2 protein-coding genes are annotated in these 654 nt (G+C 41.6%); both read right to left on the bottom strand.

What is annotated here, in order from left to right; translation table 11 throughout:
* Positions 1-241: heavy metal-binding domain-containing protein (locus tag R8O10_RS25650; protein ID WP_318192013.1), on the bottom strand; the 241-nt coding region annotated here is incomplete at its 3' end.
* 240 nt (positions 242-481) lie between these two features.
* Positions 482-654, bottom strand: a 173-nt coding sequence (locus tag R8O10_RS25645) for a YfbU family protein (protein WP_318192014.1), incomplete at its 5' end; no start/stop codon positions are given.

The following is a 654-nucleotide window of genomic DNA, read 5'->3' as shown; positions in this document are numbered from 1 at the left end:
GAATTCCTACAATCGCATTGGCGCCTTTCTGGTTCGCTTGCTCGACCATACGTTGAATAGCAATGTCACGTGCTTCGGTCATCATTTCGGTGTATCCGCGGATCTCTCCACCAACAATGCTTTTTAGACCAGCCATTAGGTCTCTGCCGATATGCTTAGATTGAACAACGTTGCCCGTCACCACTCCTCTAACTTCTGCTATTTCCTTGCCTGGAATCGTATCTGTTGTTGTGTAAATCATGTCGTGCCCTTAATACTATGAAGTAAATACGGTACGTTACCACCAAGCCTTTAAATATGAAACCAAGATAGTGTTAGTACGTTATATAGAAGTGGCTGTGCGTGAATACCTTTATTGAAAGTATTCAATGTGAGAGGAGTGTAACCAGAAGTGATGCAAACAAGTAAAAAACACACAGAAGAGAAATTACAGATAATAAAAAAGGAGAGCGAATGCTCTCCTAATCAAAGACTTGCTATCTTATGCACTAAAAATTTGTGCAAGCTCGTTTTCACACAAGTGATATTGACGAGGGCAGTTACGCCAAGTTTGCAGCATGCGACGGTATTTATCTAGCATTGGCATTTGGCTATTAAAGTGGTGATCTGCCTTGTCGAATTGTGGGTAAAGACCTTCAGAATCAACAAGGAAGC

Origin of the sequence: Vibrio sp. 1727 (assembly GCF_033344415.1) — a bacterium.
Taxonomy (GTDB): Bacteria; Pseudomonadota; Gammaproteobacteria; order Enterobacterales; family Vibrionaceae; genus Vibrio; species Vibrio alginolyticus.
Note: the sequence above shows the minus strand (reverse complement) of the source record. Positions and strands in the feature narration are given on the sequence as shown.